General features: G+C 26.6%; 32 protein-coding genes and 2 pseudogenes. 33 read left to right on the top strand and 1 reads right to left on the bottom strand.

Annotated elements, in window-relative coordinates:
• Window positions 1-599 precede the first annotated feature (599 nt).
• The 28 genes and pseudogenes from NG901_RS16025 to NG901_RS15900 all read left to right on the top strand — a co-directional run bounded on the left by NG901_RS16025 (window position 600) and on the right by NG901_RS15900 (window position 15,709).
• Window positions 600-1,889 (top strand): hypothetical protein, encoded by a 1,290-nt coding sequence (locus NG901_RS16025; protein WP_252216853.1) that lies wholly within the window; start codon window positions 600-602, stop codon window positions 1,887-1,889.
• A gap of 12 nt (window positions 1,890-1,901) precedes the next feature.
• Window positions 1,902-2,147, top strand: a complete 246-nt coding sequence (locus NG901_RS16020) for a hypothetical protein (RefSeq protein ID WP_252216850.1) — start codon at window positions 1,902-1,904, stop codon at window positions 2,145-2,147.
• Between the two features lie 23 nt (window positions 2,148-2,170).
• Window positions 2,171-2,473: a DNA/RNA non-specific endonuclease gene (locus NG901_RS16015; protein WP_353847565.1), complete on the top strand. Its 303-nt coding sequence runs from the start codon at window positions 2,171-2,173 to the stop codon at window positions 2,471-2,473.
• A 4-nt stretch (window positions 2,474-2,477) separates the two neighbouring features.
• Window positions 2,478-2,960, top strand: a complete 483-nt coding sequence (locus NG901_RS16010; RefSeq protein WP_252216847.1) for an antitoxin YezG family protein — start codon at window positions 2,478-2,480, stop codon at window positions 2,958-2,960.
• Window positions 2,961-3,699: 739 nt separating this feature from the next.
• Window positions 3,700-3,843 carry a hypothetical protein gene (locus NG901_RS16005; RefSeq protein ID WP_252216845.1) on the top strand — a complete coding sequence of 48 codons (144 nt, stop codon included), beginning with the start codon at window positions 3,700-3,702 and terminating at the stop codon, window positions 3,841-3,843.
• Between the two features lie 28 nt (window positions 3,844-3,871).
• The gene (locus NG901_RS16000; protein ID WP_252216842.1) at window positions 3,872-4,648 is read left to right on the top strand and encodes a hypothetical protein; all 777 of its coding nucleotides are present in this window, start codon (window positions 3,872-3,874) and stop codon (window positions 4,646-4,648) included.
• 11 nt (window positions 4,649-4,659) lie between these two features.
• Window positions 4,660-5,253 carry a pentapeptide repeat-containing protein gene (locus NG901_RS15995; RefSeq protein ID WP_252216839.1) on the top strand — a complete coding sequence of 198 codons (594 nt, stop codon included), beginning with the start codon at window positions 4,660-4,662 and terminating at the stop codon, window positions 5,251-5,253.
• A 309-nt stretch (window positions 5,254-5,562) separates the two neighbouring features.
• Entirely contained in the window at window positions 5,563-6,327 is a 765-nt protein-coding gene (locus tag NG901_RS15990; protein ID WP_252216837.1) for a hypothetical protein, read from the top strand.
• On the top strand, window positions 6,320-6,508 hold the full coding sequence (locus NG901_RS15985) for a hypothetical protein (RefSeq protein ID WP_252216834.1): 189 nt from the start codon (window positions 6,320-6,322) through the stop codon (window positions 6,506-6,508). The genes NG901_RS15990 and NG901_RS15985 overlap by 8 nt, the downstream gene beginning before the upstream one ends.
• 18 nt (window positions 6,509-6,526) lie before the next feature.
• Entirely contained in the window at window positions 6,527-7,243 is a 717-nt protein-coding gene (locus NG901_RS15980; RefSeq protein WP_252216832.1) for a hypothetical protein, read from the top strand.
• Between the two features lie 277 nt (window positions 7,244-7,520).
• Window positions 7,521-8,189: a hypothetical protein gene (locus NG901_RS15975; RefSeq protein WP_252216817.1), complete on the top strand. Its 669-nt coding sequence runs from the start codon at window positions 7,521-7,523 to the stop codon at window positions 8,187-8,189.
• 228 nt (window positions 8,190-8,417) lie between these two features.
• A pseudogene (locus NG901_RS17260) lies at window positions 8,418-8,639 on the top strand (hypothetical protein); the annotation flags it as partial.
• On the top strand, window positions 8,636-8,947 hold the full coding sequence (locus NG901_RS15970; protein WP_252216814.1) for a hypothetical protein: 312 nt from the start codon (window positions 8,636-8,638) through the stop codon (window positions 8,945-8,947). The pseudogene NG901_RS17260 and the gene NG901_RS15970, both read left to right, overlap by 4 nt.
• 53 nt (window positions 8,948-9,000) lie before the next feature.
• Entirely contained in the window at window positions 9,001-9,126 is a 126-nt protein-coding gene (locus tag NG901_RS17210) for a hypothetical protein (protein ID WP_286674018.1), read from the top strand.
• A 39-nt stretch (window positions 9,127-9,165) separates the two neighbouring features.
• A complete protein-coding gene (locus NG901_RS15965; RefSeq protein ID WP_252216811.1) occupies window positions 9,166-9,312 on the top strand; it encodes a hypothetical protein in 147 nt (48 codons plus the stop codon).
• Window positions 9,313-9,323: 11 nt separating this feature from the next.
• Entirely contained in the window at window positions 9,324-9,758 is a 435-nt protein-coding gene (locus NG901_RS15960) for a toxin-antitoxin system YwqK family antitoxin (protein WP_252216808.1), read from the top strand.
• A 24-nt stretch (window positions 9,759-9,782) separates the two neighbouring features.
• Complete coding sequence (locus NG901_RS15955) at window positions 9,783-9,920, top strand: hypothetical protein (RefSeq protein ID WP_252216806.1); 138 nt, start codon at window positions 9,783-9,785, stop codon at window positions 9,918-9,920.
• 403 nt (window positions 9,921-10,323) lie between these two features.
• Entirely contained in the window at window positions 10,324-10,623 is a 300-nt protein-coding gene (locus NG901_RS15950; protein WP_252216804.1) for a CdiA family toxin C-terminal domain-containing protein, read from the top strand.
• A 178-nt stretch (window positions 10,624-10,801) separates the two neighbouring features.
• Complete coding sequence (gene cdiI / locus NG901_RS15945; protein ID WP_252216801.1) at window positions 10,802-11,182, top strand: ribonuclease toxin immunity protein CdiI; 381 nt, start codon at window positions 10,802-10,804, stop codon at window positions 11,180-11,182.
• Between the two features lie 242 nt (window positions 11,183-11,424).
• Window positions 11,425-11,595 carry a hypothetical protein gene (locus tag NG901_RS15940; RefSeq protein WP_252216798.1) on the top strand — a complete coding sequence of 57 codons (171 nt, stop codon included), beginning with the start codon at window positions 11,425-11,427 and terminating at the stop codon, window positions 11,593-11,595.
• Window positions 11,596-11,735: 140 nt separating this feature from the next.
• Window positions 11,736-12,278 (top strand): annotated as a pseudogene (locus NG901_RS15935) (DUF434 domain-containing protein).
• Window positions 12,279-12,577: 299 nt separating this feature from the next.
• A complete protein-coding gene (locus NG901_RS15930) occupies window positions 12,578-12,799 on the top strand; it encodes a hypothetical protein (RefSeq protein ID WP_252216794.1) in 222 nt (73 codons plus the stop codon).
• A gap of 150 nt (window positions 12,800-12,949) precedes the next feature.
• A complete protein-coding gene (locus tag NG901_RS15925) occupies window positions 12,950-13,111 on the top strand; it encodes a hypothetical protein (RefSeq protein WP_252216791.1) in 162 nt (53 codons plus the stop codon).
• Window positions 13,112-13,156: 45 nt separating this feature from the next.
• Window positions 13,157-13,525, top strand: a complete 369-nt coding sequence (locus tag NG901_RS15920; RefSeq protein ID WP_252216789.1) for a hypothetical protein — start codon at window positions 13,157-13,159, stop codon at window positions 13,523-13,525.
• A gap of 45 nt (window positions 13,526-13,570) precedes the next feature.
• On the top strand, window positions 13,571-13,954 hold the full coding sequence (locus NG901_RS15915; protein ID WP_252216787.1) for a hypothetical protein: 384 nt from the start codon (window positions 13,571-13,573) through the stop codon (window positions 13,952-13,954).
• Between the two features lie 76 nt (window positions 13,955-14,030).
• On the top strand, window positions 14,031-14,702 hold the full coding sequence (locus NG901_RS15910) for a hypothetical protein (protein WP_252216785.1): 672 nt from the start codon (window positions 14,031-14,033) through the stop codon (window positions 14,700-14,702).
• A 255-nt stretch (window positions 14,703-14,957) separates the two neighbouring features.
• Window positions 14,958-15,485: a dCTP deaminase gene (gene dcd / locus NG901_RS15905; protein ID WP_252216784.1), complete on the top strand. Its 528-nt coding sequence runs from the start codon at window positions 14,958-14,960 to the stop codon at window positions 15,483-15,485.
• Window positions 15,486-15,571: 86 nt separating this feature from the next.
• Window positions 15,572-15,709, top strand: coding sequence for a clostri-philic family protein (locus tag NG901_RS15900; RefSeq protein ID WP_252216782.1), 138 nt, complete (start codon window positions 15,572-15,574; stop codon window positions 15,707-15,709).
• A 245-nt stretch (window positions 15,710-15,954) separates the two neighbouring features.
• Here the strand turns inward: NG901_RS15900 and NG901_RS15895 are convergent, their stop codons facing one another.
• Window positions 15,955-17,184, bottom strand: coding sequence for an aminopeptidase (locus NG901_RS15895; protein WP_252216780.1), 1,230 nt, complete (start codon window positions 17,182-17,184; stop codon window positions 15,955-15,957).
• 313 nt (window positions 17,185-17,497) lie between these two features.
• Here NG901_RS15895 and polA point away from each other — a divergent pair, with 313 nt between their 5' ends.
• The 5 genes from polA (at window position 17,498) to NG901_RS15870 (ending at window position 25,537) form a co-directional block, all read left to right on the top strand.
• Window positions 17,498-20,113, top strand: coding sequence for a DNA polymerase I (gene polA / locus NG901_RS15890; protein ID WP_252216778.1), 2,616 nt, complete (start codon window positions 17,498-17,500; stop codon window positions 20,111-20,113).
• A 22-nt stretch (window positions 20,114-20,135) separates the two neighbouring features.
• Window positions 20,136-20,735, top strand: coding sequence for a dephospho-CoA kinase (gene coaE, locus NG901_RS15885; protein ID WP_252216776.1), 600 nt, complete (start codon window positions 20,136-20,138; stop codon window positions 20,733-20,735).
• Window positions 20,736-20,976: 241 nt separating this feature from the next.
• Complete coding sequence (locus NG901_RS15880; RefSeq protein WP_252216774.1) at window positions 20,977-21,543, top strand: lytic transglycosylase domain-containing protein; 567 nt, start codon at window positions 20,977-20,979, stop codon at window positions 21,541-21,543.
• A 41-nt stretch (window positions 21,544-21,584) separates the two neighbouring features.
• Entirely contained in the window at window positions 21,585-22,697 is a 1,113-nt protein-coding gene (locus NG901_RS15875) for a glycosyl hydrolase family 8 (RefSeq protein WP_252216771.1), read from the top strand.
• A 563-nt stretch (window positions 22,698-23,260) separates the two neighbouring features.
• Window positions 23,261-25,537, top strand: a complete 2,277-nt coding sequence (locus NG901_RS15870) for a YhgE/Pip domain-containing protein (protein ID WP_252216758.1) — start codon at window positions 23,261-23,263, stop codon at window positions 25,535-25,537.
• The last annotated feature ends 9 nt before the right edge of the window (window positions 25,538-25,546 follow it).

Genomic DNA, 25,546 nt, shown 5'->3' with positions numbered 1-25,546 from the left:
ACAACAAATAGAATAATCATTGGATTAAGTTTTAATGATTATTTATGAAAAGTTACAGGCTACCTTATATGAGAATGATAACACAACATAATGTATAACTTACTATACAAGAGGTATTAATAAATACTATAGATAAATGACTGAATAATATTAATAATATAGTGAAAAATGAATCAGCTGAAAATTAAGTAGGTTGGTTCATTATTTTTTTAGCAATTAAATAAATATCTGCGATTGATAAAGAAACTCTGAGGAAATTAACACTAGTACCTTTAGGAGTCAGTAAAATAAATTATGGAATTAATATAAGTAGCTCAGGAAATTTAAGCTTAGGAGCATCAGGTGGAATAAGCTTAAGTGGAGGAAGTGTATCCATAAGTGGAAGTAATAAAGTATTAGTTCAAAAAAACAAATCAAGCTATATTTCACTTGAAGGAGAATGCTATAATCAAAGTAATGCAGTATACGAAAATGGGAGCTGTAGAGAAACATATGAGAAATTTACAGATGATGAACCAACAGCTGGAGTTCAAGAAGCATTAGCAGAACTTGAATATAAAAATGAATTATTATCGCTAAGTATTCTTGGAAGTAATGTAATGCTAAATGTTGTTATGCAATCTAATATGTATAATGGTATACCTAAATCAGGAGTAGCATTAAAAAATAGAAGTGATATTGAAGTATTTGATTCAAAAAAAGTATATAAGGGGACACTAGTAAAGACTCAAGCAGGTGATGATGAATTTATTTTAGGACATGCATATCCTACATGCAATGGGAGTGTTTTTATACCTGTAGATGTTAATCTTGCTAGTAAGCATACAGGAACATTCAAGAAGCATTTACAATCATTTGGTAATGCATTTATGGGAGTAGCAACAAAAGGATACTATGATACTTTAGCTTTAGGTGCTTCATTGGATGGAATACTTAGTTTTGATCAGGACAAAAGACTTAATGCTATGAGTGCAAGTGCTGAATATACAGAAGAAGGAAAAAAAGCAAATGAATATTATAAAAATAAGTCTCAGTATAAGCAGGCATATGATGCATATAGCATAGATATAAATTTATTCATGGCAGTAAAAGGTATAGGTAACATATGTAAATCACCTGGGAATATATCTAACATGGGCAGTGGTTCATTACCAATATTAAATGGTACAAAAGGTACATTGGCAATATCTAGCTCTGTTAAAATAGCTGATATAGGTGTAGTAGTAAGAACTGGAATTGGTGGAGCAGAATTAGGACTTGGAGCTTATAATTTTTCAAAAGGTTCAAATAACGGAAGTAGTAAAGAAACAGATAAAAATAATAATGCTACCAATAAGAAAAATTATGAGAAAGAAAGTAGTTCAAATAATAAAGGTAAAAATATAGAAAATAAAGTTCAGGGGAATGAAACTAAGGGGGCAGGTAAAGCTCTTGATGATGTAGTTAAGAAATATTCTGACGACATTTATAAATATAATTATAAAGAAGGTGTATATAAACCTACAGAGGTTACAACTAGGAATTATGATAAACTAGATGAAATAGCTGAAGAAATGTATGATTCATTCAGAGGAATAAGTGATGATGTTGAAAAAATAGCAAATAATACTGGATGGGATATTAAAGATATAAATCAAATTAAGGAACATGTATTTTTAGATGAAGTATTGAAAGATTCTGGCATGGGAAGGTTAGACCCAGATTATGAAATGGCAATGGCGTGGGAAAGACTATGCAAAGGAGAATTTCATGATAATGATATATTATTACTTAAGCATGAGTTATATGAATCAACATATTATAGAATCAATAAATCCACTCAGAGGCAGGCACATGATATAACTACTGAAATTTTTGATTGGAATCGTTATGTAGAATCATTAAGGTAAGGAGAGAATAATATGGCTATAAATGTTTATGGAAGAAAAGAATTAGAAGATAAAGAAAGTGTAATATATAAGGCAGGTAGTGATTATGAAGAACCTACAGGTAAAATTAAGTTTGACAAGGGAACTATGGAATTAAGTATACTAAAGAGTGAGGAAGGAAGCCTTTCTGATAGAGGATTGTTTAAAGTTGCATCAAAGATAAAAAAAGTTTATAAAGAAACAGGAGAATTTCCTTCTAAAGTTGAGAGTGCATCATAAAATTGTAATAAGAGGACTATCTAATTATAAGCTATTTATGTAAGCTAGATGATGACGGTGGTCATTTAATTGGTTCACAATTTTTAGGCTCAGGAAAGATAGATAATCTAGTACCTATGAATTCTCAAATTAATAGAGCAGGTGGGAAATGGTACAATATGGAGACGGAGTGGGCTAATGCATTAAAGCAAGGAAAAGATGTACAAGTAAAAATACAGAGTATTTATGAACCTAATAATTTACGCCCAGTAAGCTTTAAAATAAAGTATACTATAGAAGGAGAAAGAACTAAAATAATAAAAATTTTAAATAAATCTGGAGGTTAACAAAATGGAAACAAAGAAAATGGGTGAAATATATGGGAAAATTGCTAATATGGTAATAGAAATGATACCAGACAAGTGGAATGAGATTTATTTATACGGAGAAGTACTCGAGGATTCAAGTGAAGTATATTTTTATTTTAATTCATTGACAAGTAATAATATTATATATGGACATGATATCCCTACTATATATAGTATTGATGAGAATATATATGAGAATTTATTGATGGAATTAACTGATATTGTTGAAGAATTATATAAAGAGTATAAAGAAAATAATGAGGATGTATGGACTAATTTTACGTTTAGATTAAATAATACTGGAAAATTTAATATTAAATTTAATTATGATGATATATTAAAATCTCCATTTTTATCAGGAGAAAGACAAATAATATGGGAGTATGAAATTCTAGGTATTGAACCTACTAATGAAAATCATAAAGAAATAATAGATAGATACTTGAATAGTAAGGATGATGAGTAGTAGATATATAAATTAACTGCAAAATAAAATATAAGAATTATATAACTTAAATAAAAGTATTAATAATAAAATATTTGAAGAGTGTGGAGACGAATCAGTTGCTTACTCAAAATATAAAAATAAAAATTATTTTTAAAATACAACAAATAAAATAATCATTGGATTAAGTTTTAATGATTATTTATGACAAGTTACAGGCTGTTTTATATGAGAATGATAACAAAACATAATGTATAAACTCACTATACAAGAGGGATTAATAAATACTATAGATAAATGACTGAATAATATTAATAATGTAGTGAAAAATGAATCAGCTGAAATTTAAGTAGGTTGGTTCATTATTTTTTTAGCAGTTCTGAAGATATAAGTGTCTGATAAATAATGTTATTGTAAATCGATACTAGTACCTTTAGGAGTCAGTAAAATAAATGATAGAATTAATATAAGTAGCTCAAGAAATTTAAACTTAGGAGTATCAGGTGGAATAAGCTTAAGTGGAGGAAGTGTATCCATAAGTGGAAGCAATAAAGTATTAGTTCAAAAAAGTAAATCAAGCTATATTTCACTTGAAGGAGAATGCTATAATCAAAGTAATGCAGTATATGAAAATGGAAGCTGTAGAGAATCATTTGAGAAATTTACAGATGATGATCCACAAAATTGAGTAGCTGAGGCATTAGCAGAACTTGAATACAAAAATGAATTATTATCGCTAAGTATTCTTGGAAGTAATGTAATGCTAAATGTTGTTATGCAATCTAATATGTATAATGGTGTACCCAAATCAGGAGTAGCATTAAAAAATAGAAGTGATATTGAAGTATTTGATTCAAAAAAAGTATATAAAGGGATACTAGTAAAGACTCAAGCAGGCATATGATGCATATAGCATAGATATAAATTTATTCATGGCAGTAAAAGGTGCAGGTAACATATGTAAATCACCTGGAAATATATCTAACATGGGTAGTGGTTCATTACCAATATTAAATGGTACAAAAGGTACATTAGCAATATCTAGCTCCGTTGAAATAGTTAATATAGGTTCAGCAGTAAGAATTGGAATTGGTGGAGCAGAATTAGGGCTTGGAGCTTATAATTTTTCAAAAGGTTCAAATAACGGAAGTAGTAAAGAAACAGATAAAAATAATAATGCTACCAATAAGAAAAATTATGAGAAAGAAAGTAGTTCAAATAATAAGGGGAAAGAAAATAAAGCTCAAGGGAATGAAACTAAGGCGGCAGGTAAAACTTATACAGGTGGAAGAACTCAAACAGAGTTAGAGGATTTAGCAAGAGACCCTTCTCATGAATTTAAAATAGAAGAACAAGGATTAAAAGAAAGAGAAGTAGGTCTTGCATTAGAAGAAAGAGGAGATTTAGGAAACATTGTTCGTGATACTCAAATAGATAAGGGTGCAGAATTTATTGATACAATAACTGGTTTTAAATGGGATGTAAAAAGCTTTGAATCATATCCAAGTGGGGATAATGGAATACCAATAACAAATCCCAAAAGAGGTGCATTTACAATAAAAAACGGTATGAAGAAGATACAAAAAGAGTTTAAGAATGGGAATAATGTGATTATTGATGCACGAAAATTGGTGCCTGAACATATTGAACAATTGAAAAAAGCAATTGATGAAGCAGGAATAGCAGATAGAATAATATGGTATCCTTAAGGAGGAAGCAGATGGAAGATAATATTATTAGTAAATTTGAATTGCATAAAAAATGGGTTGAAACAAGTGGTAAAGAAGGCAAAAAGTTATGTTTGGAGGAGGTAGACTTTAGTAATTTTGATTTTTCTGACAAATTGTTAGAACAAGCGAACATAGTAGAATGCACTTTTGATAATCTTAACTTGAAAAGCATGGATTTTCATGCATCGCTTTTATGTTCGTCAACTTATAAAAATACTAATTTGGATGCTTGTGATTTTTATAAATCAGATTTATCATATACTAATTTTTCTAATGCAAATTTAAAAAGAGTTAGATTTAGTAAAAGTGATTGCTTGGAAGCAATATTTAGAAATACTGATTTAGTAGATTGCAATTTAATAAATGCTTATTTTTACTTAACGGATTTTAGTAATGCAAGACTAGATAATGTAGATATAAGCGTGGCGACATTTGAAGAAACGATATTAAACGGAGTGACATTAACAAATATTAAAGGTATAGAAGAAGCTCACTTTGAAAGTATTAATATTGGTACACTTGAAGAACCAATTTTGTTGGAAGAAGAGCAGGCAAAGAAATGGATAATAGAAAATTGTTCATAAAAAATAATAAGAAACTAGATTAATAAAAAAATTGGTATTTGGTATATAGTAACTACAAAATTTAGATGATACTAGCTAAAAATAATAAATATATCCTAATACAATTCATAATATACCTAAATTAGTATATTTATGTTAAAATGGAATAATCTATATGAATAATTGTAACAATGCAGTGAAAAATGAAATGAATCAGCTGAAATTTAAGTAGGCTGATTCATTTCATTTTTTTTAGCAGTTCTGAAGATATAAGTGTCTGATAAATAATGTTATTGTAAATCGACACTAGTACCTTTATGAGTTATTAAAATGCCTAAAACTTATAAGGGAATTCCAATATCAGGATCAGAGCTAGAAAAAAGAATGGATATAGCAACTTTTGATGCAACTAAGAAATATAAAGAAGGCACAATGGTAAAATTTAAATCATTAGATGGTGAATACATTCTAGGGGAAGTAGGCAAATCAGCACCGTGTGCTGGAGGAGTAAGTGCATTTAAAGCATATGATAAAAGTAGTTATAAAGGGCATAATTCTGTAATAGATGGATTAGAAAATATGGGACGTGAAAGTAAGGCCACGTTAACAAGTACTTTTTATGCACTAGGTGGGGGAATATCAAAATTCAGTACATTCACAAGAGATACTAGTTTAGAGTTTGGAGAAAAGGTTTTAGGATTAAACTATGATCAATGTGCAGTTGATTCTAAATCTAACAGAAAATTAAGGGATATGTATGCAGAAGATGATAGAAGAGATGCTGAAGACTATGATAAATTAAGAGAAAAAGCACCTAACAAAGATGTATTTGATAATGTAAGCAAAGCTACTAGTGTAGGCTTAATTTTGATTGATACTGTAATAGCAGGACATGGGCTAATAAACATTGCTAAATCCGGAATATCACTAGCTAAATTTTCAGGTAAAGCACAGAATATATTAAAATTTGGTGATAAAATTGCTAATAAGACTAAAAATACAGTAAATAAAATAGGTGAATTAAATAGATTAAAGAATACTAAGGGAGCAACTGAGGCTAATAAATCACTTCCAACTAAAATACCGTATGAATGATACAGTTGACCATATATTTAAAGGTGTTGTAAAGAATGTCGGAACTGCAAATGGGTGGCATTATATTGGGGTGGCTGATAATGGAATAACAATTGAAATGTATTTATATAGGAATGCTGAAAAATGTAATATTTCAGATATTATTACTGCATATCCAGTTCATGTTGATACATTAAAATAAATTTAAGAGAAAGCAGAGATGAAAATGAAAAAAATAGATTTTGATAATATTATATTAGTAAATGAAATCAACAACATACAGACTCAATATATTAAATGTATTAGTGAGTGTAATTTTTTAAATCCAGCAAATTACAAGTGCATAAATTTAAAAGTAAATTACAATATGTATAATTTGGGGATTAGAATATTCATACAAGAAAATGATAAGAACATAACTATTGATTTATTAGCTGAGAATATTTGTAAAAATACAGATGTAGATGATGATGCTATGGAAATTATACTAAATGAAATATCTATAATAACTAAGTTTGTAAAATACAAGTTAGAGGAGTATATGAGTACAACTAGTGAGTTACAACGAAATATTAAAACAATAGAACTTGATACTATGATTACAAATAATAATATTCAAGTTGATAAGTTTAAGTTAGAAGAATTTAAAGGTAAAATAAATAATTTATATAATAATTTGAAGCCTGATAAAGTAGAATACAATAATGAGACTAATAAACTATTTGTTTTTACTAACAGAGGAGAATATCTAGCAGAAATATTAACTGAACTAAATATTTCTAGCTTTGTTAGAACGAGAAGTGGATATTCAATTAAATTTTTAGAAAAGCCATCAAGATGTACTAATAGTTTCATTGATAAATTCGCAAAGGAATTATCAAATATTGGTATTCCGTCAATGTCAGTACCAGATTTGTATCTAGATTATTCATGGTAAGATATAATGACAGTATGTATTAATTTAGAAACAATTTAATGAGTATTTAACTGTATAAATAGAAGGTATTTCTAGATAATTTAAAAATCAATATATGGGTTAAATGAACTTACTGTATAATTGTAATAATGTATTCAGGAAATTAAATGAATCAGCTGAAATTAAGTAGGATGGTTCATTATTTTTTTATAGTTAACATATTTAAGTAATTGATAAAGGAGATTTACCACAATATAATAAAGAGATTAAAGAGTACCGTAACAGATAAGGATGGTTTTTGGATTGTAGATTTGGACGAGAATTTGATTCCGATAGGAGTGAGAAAATGATTTTAAAATCTAAAAGAAACATAGAAAAAGAAGGAATAAGTGTTAATCAGTTATATCCTGTTGTTGAATGCGAAGAGAATATTCAAACTGGAATAATGAAATTTAGAATTTATGATGATTGTAGAAGTTTGTTATGGAAAACAATTGATAACTTTTCTACTGAGAGTGTTTTGTTGGAAAATTACAGTAAAGATATAGATGCAGATACTATACATTATACGTATAATGGCTTAGATAAAGAATTTTTTTATCGATTTTATCTTGAAAATGAGGATTCAAGAATTGCTATAGTTCAGTTAGAAAAAGTAATGGTAGATGTTATTTCAGATGAATTATCAATAGAAGATATTATGATTAATATTAATGAATTAGGATTTAATAATGAAAATATTGAGATGCAATTAAAAGCGTTTTTTAAAGAAGCTTCAAAACAAGATATTATCAAATTTTCAAATAACATGTACAATAAAGTAATGGATGTTAATAAGTACTTATTAGAGGTAATAGTTGACAATATAAAGTTGTATAAAGAACCAGAAGTTGAAAATTTATTAATGGAAATATATATGAGTGGATCTTGTAGTAAAGAGATACTAAATACTATAGATAATTACTAGAGTTAAATGATATTTATGAGAGATTAAATGCAGGATTAAGAAATAGTGAGGTTGATGATGATTTAATAAAAACAATTAAGAATCTTGATAGTTCAATAGCAAAAAGGAAAGATAAATAGTGAAATTGAGCTATATAGAGGATTTACAAAAGAAGATATAATAGAAAATTGGGATAAAATAATTAAAAATCAAGAATATATATTTAGAGATAAATGATATGTTTCAACAAGCTTAAAACCATCAGTAGCAGATAATTTTGCAATACTAAATGATGAAGATGGAATATTTGAATATGTAAAAGTATCTAATACTAATGGTGAAAGTATAAGTTCTATTAGTTCTATAGATGAAGCTGAAATACTTTTAGAGAGAGGATTGAAATACAGAATTACAAAAGCGTGGGAAGAAGATGTATATAAATATATAATAATGGAGGTAAGTAAACAATGAGTGATAAACCAGCATCAGTAATAGAAAGATGGGCTTTAGATAAAGGCGTAAAAAATAAAGATATATCTCAATATTTTTTCTGTAAACATAATTTGCCGAAAGGTAAATGTATTGCATTTCCAAATGGAATACCAAAAGAAATAAAAGAAAAATTTTTCATTCATACTAAATCATATGAAGGTGATAATGGCATATTATTTGAAGCAGAAAAAGATGAGTATAACAATATAAATTTTCAGCCAATAAAAAAGGAATCATTAGATGAAAAAATAAATAAATACATAATAAAGAATAGATTAACTGCATAAAAAGCAATAACAGCAGAGTATAGTTAAATCAATAAGAGTAAGAGGATTTGATAATGCATAATCTAAATAATGCAGTGAAAGAAGTTAAAAAGGTTAATGTTTCAGTAATTGGAGCATTAATCTTTTTTTATTGTACTGAAATACTTTTAAAAACCAAAATAACTAGGATTAAAAGATAACGTAAGCTAAAAGAACAAAAAGGAAAACCTTTAGATTTATTGCATGAACATTTAAAAAATGAATCACCGCATAAAGAAACGTTTGAGGCTACTAAAATAGGATTAGAAATGTTAACATTATTAGACAGTGGTATTGGAGCAGAGCTGTACAGTAAAAAGTATCCAAATTTAAAATTTGATAAGTAGAGGTGAAATTATTGAATATATTATCAAAGAAAGAAATTTTAAGTAAAGGTAAGGAGTTATATACCGAAATAGGATATGACCTTTTGACAGGCCTTAATGTAGAAATGGATACTGAAATACCATACAATGGAATAGGTTATACATTATTTGATAACGGGGAAGTTGAGTCGTATTCATTCTACGTTGATGGTATAGAAGATATCCAAACTATAGAATTTTATTTTAATGGAAAACTAAAGAAATATTATGATATGAAAAAAGGGTTAGTTGATGGTGAAATTATTGAATGGAACGAGGAAGGCATAATGACTTATTGGGCAGAATGTGAAGTTAGTGTATTAAAAGCCTTTAAAGAATGGAATGATCAAGGACAGTTAGAAGATGAAAAAAAGGAACCTACAATAGAAGAATTAGAAAAAATAAAGAAAATAAAATGTGAAAAGTAAAAGTATAAGGTGGGGATAAATAAAATGAAAATCAAATTTGTTCATGATTTTAATGTTAAAACTAAAGAATTTATAGATTATAACATAATAATTTCTTTTGATAATTATTATGTTAAGAATAAAAGTCCAATGGATATTAAATTGTCTGTTGGATTTTTTTAATGGGAGAACTTTAATAAGTTATACTTATTATAAAAATAATATCAGAGCATAAAAGAATAGGAGAAATAAAAATTATAGAAAATTTAAAAAAGTAGTAGATAATGATATTGATGATATATATTTAACAGGATTTATTGATATTGAAGATGGTATAGCAGAGTTTTATCCTGATTTAAGGTTTATATATTTTGAAATTAATTCTAAATTTATAGAATTTCAGTCAATTAATCAATATTCCAAACTTAGAATTAAAATAGTAAATTCAGTAAATCATAATTTTGAAATTGATGAAGATATGATGAAAGGCAAGTCATCTGTAAGCAAATAATGATGAGTCTAATAAATATATATTGATAGAAAGAACTACACAGATATAGATGGAATTTTTGACATAGAGTGGAATATGAGAAAATGGATTATACAGGTAAAAAAGGAAATGATGAATATAAGAAAATACCACCAGAGGGAAAAAACCATACAAAAAACAGTATATGATCCAGCAGGAATTTCTAATGAAGAAATAATTGATTTAAGTAAAAAGGCTGTAGACGAAGGTTTATTAAATAATAGGGTGGTTCCATTAGAAAACCAACATAAAACAATAATTCAAGGGCAAGTAGATTATGAAGGAAAAGTATTGAAATTTGAAGCATATCAAGATTCATATACTGGTGTAGTAGAAAATGCTTGGCCAGTATTGTAATGGACACAATATTAAGCTAATAGTTGAGAATTTTTAGATAACAGTTAAGTACTTTTGCATATTTGATGTACAATTAGGATAGCATATTTCAAAAAATCAAGAAAAGAAAAAGCGAAATCTAAGATGATTTAGAAGATATAAATAAATTTAATATTTTATACTAATAGGGGGAATAGTTATGTATAAATACAAAGAGTTTAATGAGAGAATGAAGAAGAATTATTTAGATAAAGGTACAGTTCTTGATGTCTTAAATTCATATGTAAATAGAAGTGGATTTTTAAAACATTTAGAAAAATTTAAAAGTAAAGAAACTGAAAGAAATCAAATCTTAGGGGTAATTTATTCAGAAGACTATAATAAAGATGATGATGAGTACTTTGGAGAAAATAAAGTCTTATTTTATGTAGGTGATGACTGCTATGATATTATAGATTATGATGAGTTGTATTTATATTTATATTTTACATGTGAGTTTTATATTGAAAAGCATGAGGATGAAAAAGAAATAGTGCAAGAAAAACTTTTACTAATAGAAGAGGTATATGGTATAGAGTAAATATAAAAAATTAGTGACTTTATTAAGTATTAAATATTATATTATTTTTGTGTATTCTAATTTTCTTCTTAGAAATAATTTTTAAGGAACTTTAATTTTAGGAATATCCTAACTTAAAGTTCTTTTTCTTAAGATGTTTTATCTAAAATATCACTAAATATAATTTTAAGCTGATTAATAACTAAATTCCAATCTGGATAACTTATGGTACATTTCTTGAATAATTAATAGAGGTGATAATTATGGAATTAGATAAAAGATATGTTATGTATGAATTGGAAAGTCGAGTATCAGAAGCGTTGAAAAAAAAGTATCTACCCGAAGATAGACCTATTGAAAGTGTATTTCAAATAATATATGAACCATCATTTGAAGAAAAAGAAAGTTGGGAGATTTTCAAGACTATTAAATAGTAAAATTTTCCGGCAGCTATGAAACCTAAAAAAGACGGATCACTATATGCAGCAGTAGATGATTAAGGATTAATTCAAATGTCATAATGATTAGAATAATAGGATGGTAAGTTATAAGCAAAATTGTTAAAAGAGGCTATTTGCCTAATGATGAAAAAGAATTTAGCAGTGAATCAGTTCAAAAACTGTATAAAGCTGGACACGATTTATATTATCTTTTAAATCAAGGTTATAGCATAAAAGGTGCATCTGTATTTGTAGGCAATCATTATCTACTATCTGAAAGGCAAAGGCTAGCTTTGGTAAGAGCTATTTCTTCAGCAAAGAATATTAAAAATAGAAGATATAAAGAAGTTAAAAGTAACTTAGAAGGTAGTATTGTAAATATTGACGGATTTAATACTATAATCACCTTAGAAGTGGCTTTATCTGAGTCAGTATTATTAAAATGCATGGATGGAACTATTAGAGATTTAGCAGGACTTAGAGGTACCTATCGCCTGATAGATAAAACGCAAATAGCAATTATGTTGATTGGCGAAATGTTGTAAAAAAATAAAGTAGGAAAAGCAATTTTTTATTTAGATGCTCCAGTATCTAATTCTGGGAAATTGAAGGAACGAATATTAGAACTATTGAATGAGTTTAGTTTTGATGTGCAAGTGGAGAATATTAATTTGTAACTATTACACCAGCAGGAAATAGAATTAATGCAAAAATTAATACTGCATTAGTTCCAGAATGGAAAAATTCAAGACAATATCAAGCAGTTATAGAGGTACCTAAAGGTACAACAATAAATATTGGTAGGGTTGAGAAACAATACACTAAAACTGGAGCATTACTTGAAGGCGATGGTGACCAAATTTTATTACCACAAGGGTGGTCGCTAGAATGGATAAAAGAAATAAGAGAAGTACCAAGTAGATAGGAGGACAATTAAGTGGATATAAAAAGAGAGTTATTAGAATAAATAGAAATTGTGATAAAGAAGCTTGAAATGGAATATGCTGATGAAATTAAAAGTGGTGTAATGAAACCGATATATATAAGATATATGAATGCATTAGATATTCTAAAAAATAATAAGGATATAAATCAAATTAATATAATTGGTGGAGTAAGAGCATATATGGATAGTTATAATAATCTATTACTAGGAGAGTTGCATAAAGCAGAAAAACTAAATAAGCAACTATTATAAAATTAGATGCAAAATTAAATAGTAACTCAATTCATAATAGTTAAAATAGATATAAATGTAGTAATACCAATGAAATAGATAAAGTAAGTTACTGCATAATTTTAATAATGTAGTGAAATAAGTTAAAAGATTAATGTTTCAGTAATTGGAGTGTTAATCTTTTTTCATTTACTTAAGGTATTAGTTCAAAAAAATAAATCAAGCTATATTTCACTTGAAGGAGAATGCTATAATCAAAGTAATGCAGTATATGAAAATGGAAGCTGTAGAGAATCATTTGAGAAATTTACAGATGATGATCCACAAAATTGAGTAGCTGAGGCATTAGCAGAACTTGAATACAAAAATGAACTATTATTGTTAAGTATTCTTGGAAGTAATGTAATTATAAATGTTGTTATGCAGAATGATAAAATTAATAAAATGCCTAAAACTTATAAGGGAATTCCAATGTCAGGATCAGAGCTAGAAAAAAGAATGGATATAGCAACTTTTGATGCAACGAAGAAATATAAAGAAGGCACAATGGTAAAATTCAAATCATTAGATTCAACATCAGATTTAGTAATTGATGGATATAAATATGTAACAACAAGAGGAATTTTTGATGAGTCTACAAAAAATAAAATTTTAGAATGTAGACGTAAAGCTACTACTAAAAATCAGGTTATTGGAGGACATTCATATAATATTAACAACAATAATGATATTTTCGCTGTTGGTTAATGCACCTAAACCATCAGGATTTTAAATAAATTAAGAGGTGATTATATGTATAAAGAGTTAGATAAATTATTATTAGAGGAAACAACAGTTGATTCATGGTATGATGATGGATTCTCTATTGCACAAGATATTTTAAAACAATTTTCTAGCGATGATTGGAATAAATTATATAATGAAGTATTGAATAAAGATTTAGATTGGCAAAAAAAACTAGTATATTGTCTTGATAATCAAGTTATTGAGGAAGAGTTCAATATAATATATAAATTAATTCTTATAGATAATGAAGAGTTATTTGAAATGTGTATAGATGCGTTAAGAGCATTTGACAATGAACTTGGACATTCATTTATTAAAAAGAATCCACAAATTATAATAGAAGTAGAAAAACGAATGAATACCGCAGGAAATGTAGAAAAAAAGTATTAGAAGGTTTTCTAAAAAAATTCACAACAATATAACAAAAGGTTCAAATAACGTAAGTAGTAAATGAAGGATTAGAAATATGGAGATAGTTTTAAGTGGTGACATGTATGATGAAAAAATTAGTGTTAAATACGATGATATGATAATTTACAATGGCTATGTAGATAACTTAGTAACATCCGAAGACGTAGATTCAGATGTAGAATTAAAATTAAATTATAGTAATCAATCCAATCAGAGTAATGTTATAGCTAGGCGTTTAGGAGAGGAGATATTGTGGATTCCTAATATAAAGTATTGCTTTAAAGAAAAATATAAGTATATACCAATAATTTTTTCAGTAGCTGAATTTAAAAAATTATGGGACAGTATGAGATACAATTTTCAAGATGATATTAATAAAATAAAGGAAGTAACTAATGAAGAAGTTATGTTAACTTGGTATATTACAAGTAATATTAGAGAGAGTACAGATAGTATAGATGATTACGCAAAGATACTAAGTAGTAAGTTTATATGTACAGATATAGATGGTGAAAATATAAATAAACAAATTTTAAAGCTTTTCAATTATAATGAAATACTAGATAAAATTAATCTTGTTGGTATATGTGAAGGAAGTAATAATATAATTAATGCTAATATATATCTAGATGATAATATTGAATGGGATGCAATTAAAATTGTTGATGAAACTAATATTTATTTAAACTTATGTAATAAAAAGTATATACCTATGAATTTTAAGTAGGCTGATTCATTTTTTTTAGTAGATAATATATGCAATTAATTAATAAAATAGTTCCTAAAATCTAAGGTGGTAAAACAACACCTTAGATTTTTATAAAGATCAAATTTGATTTTTCAAATTTGGTTTATTATATTATAATAAATCAGAAATAAAATTTAACTTAGAAATTAATACATAGATAATAGTTTTAATCAAAAAATTATTAATGAGAAAATTAATTCAAAAAAATTAATTATGAAAGTGAGGATACTATAAATGATATTATCAGGAAAAGAGATATTAAAGCATATAGGAAAAGAGATTGTTATAGAACCATTTAATAAAGAAAGAATAAATCCCAATAGTTATAATTTAACTTTATTTAATGAATTATTAGTATATAAGAATGATACATTGGATATGAAAATTCCAAATGAAACTGAAAAACTTATAATACCTGAAGAAGGATTATTATTAGAACCAGGGAAGTTATACTTAGGGAGAACAAATGAATTTACTCAAACTAATAAATATGTTCCTATGTTAGAAGGGCGTTCTTCAACTGGAAGACTAGGATTATTTATACATGTTACTGCAGGATTTGGTGATATTGGTTTTGCAGGATATTGGACGTTAGAAATATTCTGTGTTCAACCTATAAAAATATATCCTAACATAGAGATATGTCAAATTTATTATCATAATATTGATGGAGAATATGATTTATATAACAGTGGAAAATATCAAAATAACCAAGGAATACAACCAAGTCTTATGTATAAAGATTTTGAAAATAAAATTTAATTTTAAAAATTTACATTCTTAACTAAATTTGATGGGGATTAAAATTCTCTATAGGCACAAAATATTTAGGAAAGGATGTGTTTTATATGGCAAATAAAGAAGGAGCAATTAATCCAATACAAAAGGGAACAAGAAGACAAAAATTACATGAAAATCAAAACAATGTTGGTGATCCTAAAAAACCATCATACTATGAGAATTTTAATGGTGAACCAATAGAATAAGAATGAAAAAGGCTCTATTTTAGTAGCGTGTTGATATATACATAAGTAAACTGGACTGAGTAATTGAACTTAGGAATGCTAAAATGAGTATAGTCCCATTTTAGCTTGTTCCCAATATAAAATTGTGACAAGCAGTAAATATGACAATACTCATTAAGGATTCTCAAAGTCAAATTACAATGCCAATTTACCTATTGTATATATTAACACATATTTAAAACAGAGCCTAAAAGAACAAAAGCATATTAAGCCCAATTACCATCTTTAAATATTTGAACTTCTGTACCATCTTCTTTAATTCCAATGATATTTGTGTCTTTTGTACCAATCATAAAGTCAACATGACTTAAAGACTTATTACAACCTAATTTAAATAACTCATCTTCAGACATGCTTTCTCCATTTTTAATGCAAGAAGAATATGAACTTCCAAGTGCTAAATGGCATGAAGCATTTTCATCATAAAGCGTATTATAGAAAATTATATTAGAATTAGAAATTGGAGAGTCATAAGGAACTAGTGCAACTTCTCCTAAATGTTTAGACCCTTCATCAGTATTTAAAAGTTCTTTTAAAACTGCAAGACCTTCTTTAGCAGAGCAATCAATAACTTTACCATCTTTAAATGTTAAAGAAAAATCATTTATTATATTACCGCAGTAACTTAAAGGTTTAGAACTAAATACGATTCCGTTAACTCCATCATATTTTGGTGTTGAAAAAACTTCTTCTGTAGGCATATTTGCTATAAAATCAAATCCACCATTTTCACATTTATCAGCACCACCACACCAAAGATGATCTTTAACTAATTCTATCTGTAAATCAGTACCTAAAGAATTTTGGAATTTAAGATATTTAAATCTATCATTATTTAATGTTTCAACTTTAGAACTAAGTAACTTTGTATGTTTGTTCCAAGCTTCAACTGGATCATTTTCTTTGATTCTCATAATACTAAATATTACATCCCATAATTTTTCTATAGCTTCTTCAGTAGAAATATTAGGGAATACCTTTTTTGCCCAACCTTCTGTTGGAATTGAAACTATACACCAAGCATTTTTATTTGATGAACATTTATTACGGTAGTTTTTTAATGCTATATTTCTACTTTTTTGATATATAGAAATTTTTGAAGAATCAACATCTTTTAAAAGATCTGGATCAGCAGCGGAAATACTGATAAAGGAAGCACCTTTTTCTGTAAAGTAATCGTATTTATCACGTTCAAAATCATAAACATCACTAAGTGATTCTTTAGATGAATTAATTAATTTAATTTTATTAAAGCTAGCATCAGAGTAATTTATATAAACATCTTTAGCACCAGATGCATATCCTTCTTCAGCCATAAGTCTTGCAAAATCATAGCATTCTATAGGAGAATTAATAACTAAAATCCCATCTTTTTGAAGATTAACACCTTTATTAACAGTAAGTTTAGCATATTTTTTTAGTAATTCTATATTCATTTAATCACCTTGTATAATAAATTAATGTAAATTTACTATACTTTTCCTTTCTTCATGTTTTTTATAATAATTATGTCACTATTTTTATTATTTGTCTAAGCTTATATAAATTATAAGTGTGGATTTAATTTATAAAAATATATAGATATAAATTACAGAGAGGTTTTTGCTAATATATGAATTAATATTGGAAAATGTGGTTACCTTTATTAAAGAATAATGATTTTACTTGATAAAGATAGTATAATATTAATGTATAACTAATTTTATATATAATAAAAATATCTTAAAGATATTCAGGAGGATTATATCAATGAAAAAATTATTAATTTTAGATTCAAATTCGCTTATGAATAGGGCATTTTATGCTTTACCTCCTCTTACTAATGATGATGGTGTAAATACTAATGCTATTTATGGCTTTACAAATATGCTATTTAAAATGAAAGATGAAATAAATCCAGATAACATAATTGCAACATTTGACAAAAAGTCGCCAACATTTAGACATAAAGAATATGCAGAGTATAAAGCTGGTAGAAAGAAAATGCCACCAGAACTTGGAGAACAATTTCCAATTATAAAAGAGTTACTTAGATATATGGGAATAAAAACTTTTGAAATAGATGGCTTTGAAGCAGATGATATAATAGGAACTATATCAAAATTTGGTGAAGAAAATGATATGGAAGTATTCATAGTGACAGGAGATAAAGATGCACTTCAATTAGCATCCGAGAAAACAAAAGTAGTTATAACTAAGAAAGGTGTTACTGAAACAGCAATTTATGATTATAAAGCGTTTACGGATGAATTTGAAATAACACCAACTCAATTTATTGATGTAAAAGGGCTTATGGGAGATAAATCGGATAATATACCAGGGGTACCAGGAGTTGGAGAAAAAACAGCATTTAAGCTTATTAAAGAATATGGAACACTTGAAGATGTTTTAAGACATATCCCAGAGATAAGCGGTAAGAAATTAAAAGAAAACTTAGAAAATAATATGGAACAAGCAATATTTTCTAAGAAATTAGCTACAATAATAAGAGAGGTACCATTAGATATTAATTTATCAGATATAGAAAATGCTGATGAAGTAAATTTAGTAGAACTTAAAAAATTAGCTAAAAATCTTAAGTTAAAATCAGTACTATCAAAGTATGATTTGGACAATAATGAAGCAGAGTTACAAGAGATAGCTAATATAGAAATAAGTAAAATAGAAACAATTGAAGAGATGGAAGAAGTATTATTAAGTATTAAAGATAGAAGTTATATCTTATTTACATTAAATGATGCATCTAAATACTCTACTATAGAATTAGAATATTTAATATTAGGTGAAGAAGGCAGATCACATGTTATAGATTTTAAGTTAGTAAGTATGTCAAATAGAGAAAAAGCTTTAAATTTATTAAAAACCTTTATGGAAGATGAAACTGTTAAAAAAGTAATACATGATAGCAAAAATTTAATTACATTTTTAAACAAGTATGATATAGATATTCAAGGTTTTGATTTTGATACAGCCATAGCAGCTTATTTAATAGACTCTTCAAAAGCCAATTATGAAGTTTTTGATTTAATTAATAGATTTTTAGAAAAAGATATAAAGTCGGATTCAAATGATCTAAAAGCAATATGCAGTAGTTATTTAAAAAAATTATATGAAAAATTAAAAGAAATGCTTCATAAAGAAGATATGGATGAATTATATTATAAAGTAGAACATCCATTAATATATGTACTTTCTTCAATGGAGAGCATAGGATTTAAAATAAATAAAAATAAATTAGAAGAACTTAGAATAAAATTTAAAGAACAAATAGAAAAAACAGAAAAAGAGATTCATGAATTAGCAGATGAAGAATTTAATGTAAGCTCACCAAAGCAACTTGGAAAAATATTATTTGAAAAACTTGATTTGCCAGTAATTAAGAAAACTAAAACAGGGTATTCAACGAACCAAGAAGTTTTAGAAAAATTAATAGACAAACATCCTATAATAGCTAAAGTTATGTATTATAGACAAATCACTAAAATTAATTCTACTTATGTAGAAGGGCTTAAGAATGTAATAGATATAGATGAATGCATACATTCAAATTTTAATCAAACTGTAACAACTACAGGAAGATTATCAAGTACTGAACCTAATCTTCAAAATATACCAATAAAATATGAAATGGGAAAAGAAATAAGAAAAGTGTTTATACCGCAAGAAAGTGATGACATTCTTATATCTTGCGATTATTCCCAAATAGAATTAAGAGTACTTGCACATGTAGCAGATGATAAAAATATGATAGATGCATTTGAACACCATAGTGATATACATACCAAAACAGCTTCAGAAGTATTTAAGGTTCCAGTAGATGAAGTTACATCTACAATGAGAAGTAATGCTAAAGCAGTAAATTTTGGTATAGTATATGGAATAAGTGATTTTAGCTTAGCACAAGATTTAAAAATTACTAAAAAAGAAGCATCAGAATATATGGCTATTTATTTTGAAAGATATCCTAAGATAAAGGAATATTTAAATTATGTAAGTGAGTATGCTAAAGAAAAAGGTTATGTATTAACTATATTAAACAGAAGAAGATTCATACCAGAAATAAAATCTTCAAATAAAATTGTAAAAGCATTGGGTGAAAGATTAGCTATGAATGCTCCAATACAAGGAAGTGCAGCTGATATTATTAAACTTGCAATGGTTAATGTTTATAATAAGTTAAGAGAAAAGAATTTAAATAGTGAATTAATTCTTCAAGTGCACGATGAACTTATATTAAATGTTAAAAAAGATGAGTTTGACATAGTGAAACAATTGGTTATTGAAGAAATGGAAAATGCCATTAAATTAAATGTAGCGCTTGATGTGGATTTAAAATATGGTGATACATGGTATGATGCAAAATAAAAATGGGAGATGAACTTTTAAAATGATAAAGATAGGGTTAACAGGGGGTATAGGAACAGGAAAAAGTACTATATCAGATATATTTAGAAGTGAAAACTTTAATATTATTGATGCAGATGTAATTGCAAGAGAGGTTCTGCAAAAAAATCCTGAAATTTTAGATATAATTAGAAGTGAATTTGGATCAGGATTTTTTGACTGGAGAGGCGAATTCAGAAGAAAAGAGTTTGGAAATCATATATTTAAATTTTCAAAACAAAGAGTAAAATATGAATCTATAATTATGCCTTATATAAAAGAAGCAATAAACAATGCAATAAACTTATATGAGAAAAAATGTGAAAGAGTAGTAATAATAGATGCCCCTACTTTAATTGAAAACAATATGCATGAAGAAATGGATTATGTTGTTCTTGTTTGCGCTGAAAACTCTACTCAAATAAAAAGAGTGAGGGGAAGAGATAATTTAAGTAAAATAGAAGTGGTAAGTCGTATAAATGCACAAATGTCTTTAAATGAAAAGAAGAATTTTGCAAATGTAATTATTGATAATAATGGTGATTTAATAGAAACTCAAAAACAAGTATATGATTTAATTGATTATATTAATTCGCTAACATAAAAGATTTGATTATGTTTTAAAATTAAAAAATGTTTAAGACATAGTCAAATTAAGTTGATTTTATTGAATATTAAAACATTATGTAATAATAACTTTATAAACAGAGTTCTAAGGTATAGATAGAGTTTTTAGGTTCTATTTAAAATTTAGAAATCGTTACTTTAAGAGCAAGCAACTGTTATAGTATAAATTATTATAGGAGCTGGCTATGGGATAAATAATATTAAGTAAGGAGAAAGTAATGAAATCTAAGAAAAATAAATTTCTTATATTAGGGATAATAATAATAGTAGCTATGGCTATTGGATCTAAATATTTAATAAAAGAAGTCTTTTTTCCTTATAAATATAAAGAATATGTAAGTAAATATAGTGAAGAATATAATTTAGATCCATTTTTTGTATTGTCAGTTATGAAAACAGAAAGTAATTTTGATAAAAAAGCTGAATCTAGTAAAAATGCAATTGGTCTTATGCAAATTACTTTAGAAACAGGAGAATGGGCAGCAGAAAAAATGGAGTTAGAAGAGTTTTCTAAAGAGAAATTATTTGATGAAGAATATAATATAAGGATGGGCTGTTGGTATTTAAATGAACTTAGAGAAATGTTTGATGGAAATTTAGAATCAATAATAGCAGGATATAATGCAGGACCAGGAAATGTTAACAAGTGGCTTAATGATTCGAAGCTTTCACAAAATGGTAAAGATTTAAGCTATATACCATTTAATGAAACTAAGAAATATTTAGATAAAGTAACAACTTATTATAACGTTTATAAATACCTATATTCTAATTCAAAAAAGTGAGATTAAAAATATTAGGATATAGCTAAAAAGATGAGGTTAAAATGAAGAAGAAAATCACAATAAGTTTAGCATTATTAATAATATTTTTTATAATTTATTATAATGCGGCACCATACTTTAGAACTGTAGAAACAGGTAAAGTTTGGTTGCAGTTAGATACATGCGATGAAGAAAAATCATTACTAGACTTTATAAATAATAAATTAATGGATGAAGAAGGGGGAGTATATACTAATTATATAAACTCTGATTCACAAGGTGATATAACAAAAGGGCATGCTGTATTATCAGAATCACAAGGAATAATGTTATTATATAGTTTAGAGAAAAATGATAGGATAACATTTGATAGAACTTTAGATTATATAAGAAATTATATGGTATTAAAGAATAATCTTATAAGTTGGAGAATTGAAGAGAAATCTAAATCAGAAATATCTGCAACAATAGATGATTTGAGAATAATAAAGGCACTTCTTTTAGCAGAAGAAAAATGGAACGATAAGGGTTATCGAGGAATAGCACTTAGAATATCTGGCGGAATATCTAAAGAGTTAGTAGAAAATAATATTCTTGTAGATTTTAATGATGGAATTTCAAAAAGTAAGACTACAACTTTATGCTACTTAGATTTGCAAACAATAAAGATGCTTTCAAATCTTAGTTCTTCATGGGACAAAGTATTAAATACGTCTTTACAAATTTTAAATAATGGATATGTAAGTGATGAGGTACCTCTTTATAAAAAAGAATTTTATAGAGAAAGTGGAACATATGATGATGAAAATATAGATACTTTATTATCAATGATTATATTGCTAAATAAACAAGAATATGGTGAAGATATAGATAAAAGCATAACTTGGATAAAACAAAAATTTATAAATGATGGTTTTCTTTCTACTTCATATTCTTTTAATGGAGAAAGTTTAACTAATATAGAATCAACATCGATATATTCATTTATAGTACAACTAGCATCTAAAGCAGATGACAAAGAACTAGCAAGTCTTGCGATGAATAAAATAAAAGCTTTTCAAGTAAATAATAAAGAAAGTGTAATCTATGGTGGGTATGGTATGGAAGATGGATTACAAGTTTATTCTTATGACAATTTAAATGCTTTATTTGCTCATAGATATTTTAAATATTAGCGCTGTTTTAAATGTGTGTTAATCTATGCAATAGCCAAAGTGAGATAGACCGACACTCTGCTAAAATATAGCCAAATATTAATATATTATACTTAATATTTGATTAATATATAACATACATTTAATTATCTACTAATAATTAAATGTATGTTATTTTTAATGAAAAATGTAATAAGTATTTTTTATTAATATCTAAAATAAAAAAATATTTAAGTAAATGTTTTCAGGGGTTGCATTTTTTGCTAAAATGACTTATAGTCATTTTAATATGATAAGAACAAGAGATTAAAAAGTATTTAAAAGCGTAAAACTTTCAATTATAATATAATCATAGTTCTTGGCTGTAGGTTAATTCTATTTTTAAACACAAGGAAAATGTTCGTAAATATAAATTTTAATAATGGTAATAAATATATTTTACGATTATATAGTATGCTTTAAGAAAAGTTTAACATTAAGATAAAGAATTTATTATTTATATAATAATGATAGGAGGATTTAGTTGGTATTTATAATATAATAAACAATAGTATTATATTATAAATACCAATAATAAATTAATTATGAAGAATATAATAAAAATTTTTAAACGTGATTTTAAAAACATATTTAAAAACTGGGTAGCAACAGTGGTGGTAATAGCACTTATGATTATTCCATCATTATATTCATTAATTAATATAAAAGCATCATGGGATCCATATTCAAGCACTAGTGGAATCATGATAGCAGTTGTTAATGAAGATAAAGGGACAACCTTTAGAGATGAAGATATAAATTTAGGAAATGAATTAGTTGAAAAATTAGAAGACAATGATAAAATGGGTTGGACTTTTGTTGATAAAGAAACCGCAAAAAATGGATTGATAAATGAAAAATATTATGCAACTATTGAAATACCAGAAGACTTTTCGGAAGATGCTACCACATTAGTAGAAAAAAGAGTTAAAAGACCTAAATTAATTTATACTGTGAATGAAAAAAAGAATGCTATAGCACCGAAAATGACTGATGCAGGAGTTAAAAGCGTAAAAGGACAACTTGATGATAATATTGTAAAAACAGTTTCTGGAGTATTATTTAGAGCGTGTGATGAAATCGGAATTGAAATGGATGAACATAGATCTGAATATAGGGAAGTAATAGATGAGATATATGAATTAGATGAAAATATGCCAGAACTTGAAAATTTATTAGATAGTGCTATAGATGGAACTGTAGATCTTTCAGATTTAATTGTAAAAGTAAATGAGATACTTCCAAATGTATCTAATACAGTTGATATAACAGACGATTTTTTACAAGATGTTCAAAGTTTCTTTGATAAAACTCAAGGGGGATTATCAGATATATCTCCAGTTATAAAGGACGATTTATTATTAGCTGAGAATATACTAGATACTACAAGTGTGGAACTTGGAAATCTTGAAGAAAATATAATACCTGAGGTAGCAAAAAAAACATTAATAGCATCTTCGGATACTATTAAGTCTGCTAACACACTTATTGATGGTATAGAATCTCAGCTTAAAAATATAAAAAAAATCTTAGATAAAGTAAGTAAAATAGATTTTTCAAAGTTTGCACTTAATAGTACTGATGAAAATTATATAAATGAATTAAAGAAGCAAGCTGAATCAATAAGTGGTATAAAAGGAAATTTAAAAGATATTAGTAGAAAGATATCTAAAGCTATAGATAAACTAGATTTATTAAGTGATAGATTAGACACTGTTAAAGGTAGAATTGATAATGAAATAAAAGAGTTAGATAATGGTAAAGAATTAGATACTCAGGCTATTAGTGATATGAGAAATATACTTGATGATTTTCATGAAGAAGTTACTGATGTTATTGAAAATTATGACTCAGAACTTGTGCCAGCTATTGAAGATGGATTTGATTCAATGAAAATTATTTTAGATAATACATCTAGTGTTCTACAAGAGGGTAGAAATACATTGCCAGATATTGAAGAGATTTTAAGTGTTTCAGCAGATCTTTCAGATTTATCTAATGAAGAATTATTAAAATTAAAAGATAAATTTCCAGAGATGAAAGATAAAGTACGTGAATTAGCTGATAAACTTAGAGAATTTGATGAAGAAGATAAGTTTAATGAAATTTTTGATATGATAACTAATGATTGGCAAGTTCAAAGTGACTTTTTAGCAAGTCCAGTTGAAATTGAAGATAATAGACTATTTTCATGGCCTAACTATGGTTCAGCATCTACTCCATTTTATACAATTCTATGTTTATGGATAGGTGGATATATGTTATCTATATTATTAGGGACAGATGCACATCCTGTTGAAGACAATAAGGAATTAAAGTCTTATGAAGTATATTTTGGTAAATTACTATTATTTTTATTTATCGGCATAGGACAAGCAATAATTGCTAGCACAGGAGCATTATTTATTTTAGGATCATATTGTCTACATCCAGTATTATTTGTACTATATACAGTGTTTGTTAGCATTGTATTTATGATAATAATTTATACGGCTGTAAGTGTTTTTGGAAATGCAGGAATAATATTTGGAGTAGTATTATTAGTAATTCAGGTAGCAGGTACAAGCGGAAATTTCCCAATAGAAGTTAATCCGGATGTGTTCCAAAAAATATTTGGACTTTTACCATTTACATACGCAATAAGTGGTATGAGACAAATAATGGCAGGAATAGTATATTCAATATTATTTAGAGATATGATTATATTAACTATCTTCATGGTCGTATCACTTATTATTGGATTAACACTTAGAAAAACAATGAATAAAAAGAATGAAAAGTTTGCTAAAAAGTTAAAAGAAAGCACAATAATGAACGGTTGAGGTAATTAA

The organism is Clostridium sp. CMCC3677 (assembly GCF_023845585.1).
GTDB classification, from domain to species: domain Bacteria; phylum Bacillota; class Clostridia; order Clostridiales; family Clostridiaceae; genus Clostridium; species Clostridium aquiflavi.
The sequence above is the reverse complement of the archived record's forward strand: the minus strand, read 5'-3'. Positions and strand labels throughout refer to the sequence as shown.

Bases quoted from the DNA above. Each gene is read 5' to 3' on its own strand.
- NG901_RS16025 (WP_252216853.1), top strand. From the start codon at position 600: ATGCTAAATGTTGTTATGCAATCTAATATGTATAATGGTATACCTAAA.
- NG901_RS16020 (WP_252216850.1), top strand. From the start codon at position 1,902: ATGGCTATAAATGTTTATGGAAGAAAAGAATTAGAAGATAAAGAAAGT.
- NG901_RS16010 (WP_252216847.1), top strand. From the start codon at position 2,478: ATGGAAACAAAGAAAATGGGTGAAATATATGGGAAAATTGCTAATATG.
- NG901_RS16005 (WP_252216845.1), top strand. From the start codon at position 3,700: ATGCTAAATGTTGTTATGCAATCTAATATGTATAATGGTGTACCCAAA.
- NG901_RS16000 (WP_252216842.1), top strand. From the start codon at position 3,872: ATGGCAGTAAAAGGTGCAGGTAACATATGTAAATCACCTGGAAATATA.
- NG901_RS15995 (WP_252216839.1), top strand. From the start codon at position 4,660: ATGGAAGATAATATTATTAGTAAATTTGAATTGCATAAAAAATGGGTT.
- NG901_RS15990 (WP_252216837.1), top strand. From the start codon at position 5,563: ATGCCTAAAACTTATAAGGGAATTCCAATATCAGGATCAGAGCTAGAA.
- NG901_RS15985 (WP_252216834.1), top strand. From the start codon at position 6,320: ATGAATGATACAGTTGACCATATATTTAAAGGTGTTGTAAAGAATGTC.
- NG901_RS15980 (WP_252216832.1), top strand. From the start codon at position 6,527: ATGAAAATGAAAAAAATAGATTTTGATAATATTATATTAGTAAATGAA.
- NG901_RS15970 (WP_252216814.1), top strand. From the start codon at position 8,636: ATGAGTGATAAACCAGCATCAGTAATAGAAAGATGGGCTTTAGATAAA.
- NG901_RS17210 (WP_286674018.1), top strand. From the start codon at position 9,001: ATGCATAATCTAAATAATGCAGTGAAAGAAGTTAAAAAGGTTAATGTT.
- NG901_RS15955 (WP_252216806.1), top strand. From the start codon at position 9,783: ATGAAAATCAAATTTGTTCATGATTTTAATGTTAAAACTAAAGAATTT.
- NG901_RS15950 (WP_252216804.1), top strand. From the start codon at position 10,324: ATGAGAAAATGGATTATACAGGTAAAAAAGGAAATGATGAATATAAGA.
- cdiI (WP_252216801.1), top strand. From the start codon at position 10,802: ATGTATAAATACAAAGAGTTTAATGAGAGAATGAAGAAGAATTATTTA.
- NG901_RS15940 (WP_252216798.1), top strand. From the start codon at position 11,425: ATGGAATTAGATAAAAGATATGTTATGTATGAATTGGAAAGTCGAGTA.
- NG901_RS15915 (WP_252216787.1), top strand. From the start codon at position 13,571: ATGTATAAAGAGTTAGATAAATTATTATTAGAGGAAACAACAGTTGAT.
- NG901_RS15910 (WP_252216785.1), top strand. From the start codon at position 14,031: ATGGAGATAGTTTTAAGTGGTGACATGTATGATGAAAAAATTAGTGTT.
- dcd (WP_252216784.1), top strand. From the start codon at position 14,958: ATGATATTATCAGGAAAAGAGATATTAAAGCATATAGGAAAAGAGATT.
- NG901_RS15900 (WP_252216782.1), top strand. From the start codon at position 15,572: ATGGCAAATAAAGAAGGAGCAATTAATCCAATACAAAAGGGAACAAGA.
- NG901_RS15895 (WP_252216780.1), bottom strand. From the start codon at position 17,184: ATGAATATAGAATTACTAAAAAAATATGCTAAACTTACTGTTAATAAA.
- polA (WP_252216778.1), top strand. From the start codon at position 17,498: ATGAAAAAATTATTAATTTTAGATTCAAATTCGCTTATGAATAGGGCA.
- coaE (WP_252216776.1), top strand. From the start codon at position 20,136: ATGATAAAGATAGGGTTAACAGGGGGTATAGGAACAGGAAAAAGTACT.
- NG901_RS15880 (WP_252216774.1), top strand. From the start codon at position 20,977: ATGAAATCTAAGAAAAATAAATTTCTTATATTAGGGATAATAATAATA.
- NG901_RS15875 (WP_252216771.1), top strand. From the start codon at position 21,585: ATGAAGAAGAAAATCACAATAAGTTTAGCATTATTAATAATATTTTTT.
- NG901_RS15870 (WP_252216758.1), top strand. From the start codon at position 23,261: ATGAAGAATATAATAAAAATTTTTAAACGTGATTTTAAAAACATATTT.